The sequence below is a fragment of the Actinophytocola sp. genome, from assembly GCF_035712165.1.
Taxonomy (GTDB): Bacteria; Actinomycetota; Actinomycetes; order Mycobacteriales; family Pseudonocardiaceae; genus DASYTH01.
The window spans coordinates 1-4,368 of the sequence record NZ_DASTBH010000184.1 but is presented as its reverse complement, the minus strand read 5'-3'; the positions used below and the strand labels follow the sequence as shown (position 1 = coordinate 4,368).

The following is a 4,368-nucleotide window of genomic DNA, read 5'->3' as shown; positions in this document are numbered from 1 at the left end:
CATTGCTCGCCTTACTTGTCGAAGCTCGCCGGCGCCTACCTCGCACCGCCGCGCAGGGTTGCGGCCAGGCCGGCCAGCAGGGCCCGGGCCTGCTCGTCGAACACCGCCATGCCGGACAGCAGGTCCCAGCGTTGCTGGTAGAGCCCGACCCGGTCGGGGCCCCGGACGATGATGTCGGCGTGCACGGTCCGCACGGTCACGTACGGGTCGGCCTCGCCATCGCCGGGTTCGTAGACGGTGAACCCGTGGGTCAGCGTGGTGGTCGCCGCGGCATCCAGCGGGATCAGCCCGATGACGACGTTCTCGAGCGTGCACAGCGAGGCGATCCGGTCCAACTGCGCGATCAGCAGCTTCGCCGGACCGACCCGCCAGCGCAGCGCGGCCTCGGTGACCAGGAACTCGAACCGCCGGCTCGCGTCGTAGATCGCGTGCTGGCGCTGCAGCCGGCCGTGCACCGCGGCGGCGAGGTTGTCCGGGGGATAGGGCACCTGCGCCATGCCCAGCACCCGCCGGGCGTACTCGGCGGTCTGCAGCAGCCCGGGCACGACCGAGTTCTGGTAGTTGCGCACCACCCGGGCCGACGCCTCGCGTTCCTCCACCTGACCCTGCAGGTGGCCGCGGGCCCGCAGCGCGACCTGCCAGTCGTGCACCTCGGTGAAGACCGACTCGGTGAGGGCGACGACCAGGTCGCGGCGCTCCGCGGGCGCGTCCACCGCTCGCAGCCACGCCTGCACGTCCGGCAGCGACGGGAGCTTGGCGCCGGACTCGATGCGGGACACCTTGGACTGGCTGATTCCGATGCGGTGGGCCAGGTCGCGGCCGGAGACGCCGGCCAGTTCGCGGGCGCTGCGCAGCTGGGCCGCCAGCTGCCGCCGTTTGGCGGTGGGCTGTTCGACGTCCTCGCTGTCCATGCCCCGGTGACTCCGATCTGACCCACGCCGATTCGCTTCTATTCAACATCGAACCAGGCGGAAGGTTATGGAGCAAACGGCGTAAAGCGAGACGCATCGATCGCACTCCGTGTTCACGGCTGAACGGTCCGCGCAGATACGATTCAGGGTGATTCATAGTCAGTCGCAATGTTTCACGTCAGATCCGAGGAAAGGGGCGCCCGCGCCATGAAGATCGCGTTATTTGCCCGCTTTCGGTCGGGTGGGTGCTGTGGTGGTTCGGTCAGTCGCACGGGACGAGGACGACCTCTCTCGGGCGGTAGCCGGGTCGTCCGTTAGGGTGACGCCCAGCCTGGGGTCAGAACGCGTGGCCAGGCAGCGGAGTCTGGAATCATCTGGAATCGCCTGGATCATCGGAATCGGGGTTCAGGCCTGTGATCCCGGGGGATCAGTCGATGCCCGAGGAGACCGACCACCAGCCCAGAAGTGCGGCCGAGCAGCTGGCCACGGCCCTGCGCACGGTGCTGCGCCAGGCCGAGCGCGGCGGCGCGCCGATCAAGAAGAACGCGCTGGCGCGCAAGCTGCACCTGTCGCTGAGCAGTCTCTACGCCTACCTCGACGGCACCACCCTGCCGTCCCGCGACGTGCTCGACCGGCTGCTGCACGAGCTGGGCGTGACCGGTGCCGAGCTGGGACGCATCGCCGACCTTCGCGACGAGGCCGAGGACAGCCGCCGGACCAGGCGCAAACGGGCCGCGCCGCAACCCGCCCCATCGCAACCCGCTCCGCCGCCGGCCGCCCCGCCCTGCCAACTCCCGCCGGACATCCACCCGTTCATCGGCCGCACCGAGCAACTGGCCGAGCTGACCGCCCGGCTCGACGGCGGCGAGCCGACCACGGCGCCGGTGGTCGTGGCGGTCTGCGGAACCGCGGGCGTCGGCAAGACCGCACTCGTCGTGCGGTGGGCGCACCAGGTCCGCTCCCGGTTCCCGGACGGCCTGCTCTACGTGGACCTGCGCGGCTTCGACCCGGAGCAGCCCCGGGAGCCGGCCGAGGTGCTCGGCGGGTTCCTGCGCGGTCTCGGCGTCGCCAGCGACTCGATTCCGCACGATCTGGCCGAGCTCGCCGCCCGGTTCCGGTCCGAGCTGGACGGCAAGCGGATCCTGCTGTTCCTCGACAACGCCTCCTCCGAGCAGCAGGTCCGGCCGCTGCTGCCGAACAGCGCGCACTGCTTCGTGCTGGTCACCAGCCGGCACCGGTTGCCCGGCCTGGTCGCCCGGGACGGAGCACACCGCATCGACGTGCCCAGCCTGCCGGTCGACGACGCCATCGCCCTGATGTCCGTGCTCGTCGGCGAGCCGCGGGTCCGGGCCGACGAGCAGGGCGCGGCCGCCCTGGTGGAGCGCTGCGCCCGGCTGCCGCTGACCATCCGGATCGGCGCCGACCTCGCCACCACGCGCAAACGCTCACCGCTCAAGGAGCTGGCCGACGAGCTGCACCGCTACCACCTCGACCTGTTCCAGGTGGGCGGCGACGAACGCACCGCGGTGCGGGCCGTGTTCTCCTGGTCGTACCTGCATCTGCGGGCCGACCGGGCCCGGGCGTTCCGGTTGCTGGGCCTGCACCCCGGGCAGGACACCGACGCCGCGGCCGGTGCCGCGCTGCTGGGCGTGCCGGCGCTGGAAGCCCAGCAGCTGATCGACGACCTGGTCCGGGCCAGCCTGCTCGAGGAGGCGGGCGACCGCCGGTACCGCATGCACGACCTGCTCCGCGCCTACGCCCGCGAGCAGGTGACCGACGAGGACGAACGCAGGCGGGCACTGCGGGCGCTGTTCGACTACTACCTCGGCACCGCCGCGGCCGCGATGGACCTGATCGCGCCGCACGACCGCAACGAGCGCGCCGGCCTGCCGGCTCCGGCGGCCTCGGTCGAGCTGACCGGCCCGGAGCACGCGGTGTCCTGGCTGGACGCCGAGCGGCACAACCTGCTGACCATCGCCGAGTTCGGCGCCAGCCAGGGCTGGCCGAACGTCACGATCTTCACCTCGTCGGTGCTGAGCCGGTACCTCGACGCGCGCGGGTACTACAGCGACGCCGCGACCCTGCACGCCCTGACCCTGGCCATCGCCAGGGACGCCGGGGCCGCAGCGCTGGAAGCCCAGGAGCTGCACCGGATCGGCATCATCCACATGCGGCTCGGTCATCACGCGCAGGCCCAGGCGCACCTCGAGCAGGCCCTCGCCGTCGGGCGCGAGGTCGGCGACCGGGCGCTGGCCGGACGGTCCCTGCACTACCTGGGGCTGGTGTCGCTTCGGTTGGGGCACAACGAGAAGGCGCTGGAGTATTTCGACGCCGCGCTGCCGGTGGTGCGGGAGACCGGCAACGACGACCTGACCGGGCACGTGCTCAGCGGGCTCGGCTTCGCCCACTGCCAGCTCGGCCGGTACCCGATGGCGCTGATGTTCCACAAGCAGGCGCTGCGCATCGCCCGTCAGCTGGGCAACAAGGAGCTGGCCGGGCACGTGCTGAACAGCCTCGGCCTGGTGTACCAACGGGTCGGCGACACCGACCGGGCCAGCCGGTGCCACCGGCAGACCTGGCGGATCGCGCAGCGCACCGGAAACCGCGGCCTGGAGGCGGACTCGCTGAAGAGCCTCGGCGCGGTGCGGTTGAGCCAGGGGGACGTCGGCGCCGCGATCCGGTTGCTGGACCGGTCCCTGGCGATCGCCGTGGGCATCGGCCAGTGCGACATCGAGGGCTACGTGCGCCGGACGCTCGGCCGGGCGCACGGCCTGGCCGGTTCCCCCGAGCTGGCGAAGCGGCACCTGCGGCAGGCGCTGCAGATCGCCCGGAACACCGGAAACCGGGAACTGGAGGCGGAAACGCTGAACGAGGCCGGAGCCGTGCTGCTGCCCGGGGACGCCCGGGCCGCGGTCGACCACTACGCGCGAGCGCTGGTCATCGCCCGGGACAGCGCAAACCGGTGGCAGGAGATGCAGTCGTTGGACGGCCTGGCCGACGCGCATCTCGCGCTGCACCAGTCGGCCGTCGCGCACGACCTGCGCGGGCAGGCGAACGCGGTCCGCACCGCGATCCATTCGGCCTGACCGGCGGTCAGCCGCCGCCGATCGGAACGTCGGGTCGAGTCATGACCGGAACCGTACCCACCGGCCGGCGCCGGATTTCCGACGCCGGGCATCTGTCAACGAATTGTCCGCTGGGTCAGCAAAGTGGCCGGTCAGTAGCTGGCGTTCACCTCGAAGATCCCGAACGGCCGCGGCATGCGGGTGTCGCGGAACGGGCGCAGCGGGGCGGTCTGGCCCTTGTGCGCGGCGCCCTGTTCCCAGGCGTCGAACGCGGCCTGGTCGATCCACTCGCTCATCACCAGCACCCAGGTGGGATCGTGCACCGAGGTGAGCAACTCGTTGGACAGCAGGCCGGGTGTGCCGGCCAGGTCGGCGCTGACGGCGTGGTAGGC

General features: G+C 71.7%; 3 protein-coding genes. 1 reads left to right on the top strand and 2 read right to left on the bottom strand.

Annotated features, from left to right (window positions below):
* Positions 1-35 precede the first annotated feature (35 nt).
* Positions 36-911 (bottom strand): helix-turn-helix transcriptional regulator, encoded by an 876-nt coding sequence (locus VFO68_RS10155; RefSeq protein WP_325157954.1) that lies wholly within the window; start codon positions 909-911, stop codon positions 36-38.
* A 434-nt stretch (positions 912-1,345) separates the two neighbouring features.
* On the opposite strand from VFO68_RS10155, the gene VFO68_RS10150 reads away from it, so the two are divergent.
* On the top strand, positions 1,346-3,997 hold the full coding sequence (locus tag VFO68_RS10150) for an ATP-binding protein (RefSeq protein ID WP_325157953.1): 2,652 nt from the start codon (positions 1,346-1,348) through the stop codon (positions 3,995-3,997).
* Positions 3,998-4,128: 131 nt separating this feature from the next.
* Here VFO68_RS10150 and VFO68_RS10145 read toward each other — a convergent pair.
* The coding region (locus VFO68_RS10145; protein WP_325157952.1) for an antibiotic biosynthesis monooxygenase family protein at positions 4,129-4,368 on the bottom strand (240 nt) is incomplete at its 5' end.

Bases quoted from the DNA above. Each gene is read 5' to 3' on its own strand.
- VFO68_RS10155 (WP_325157954.1), bottom strand. From the start codon at position 911: ATGGACAGCGAGGACGTCGAACAGCCCACCGCCAAACGGCGGCAGCTG.
- VFO68_RS10150 (WP_325157953.1), top strand. From the start codon at position 1,346: ATGCCCGAGGAGACCGACCACCAGCCCAGAAGTGCGGCCGAGCAGCTG.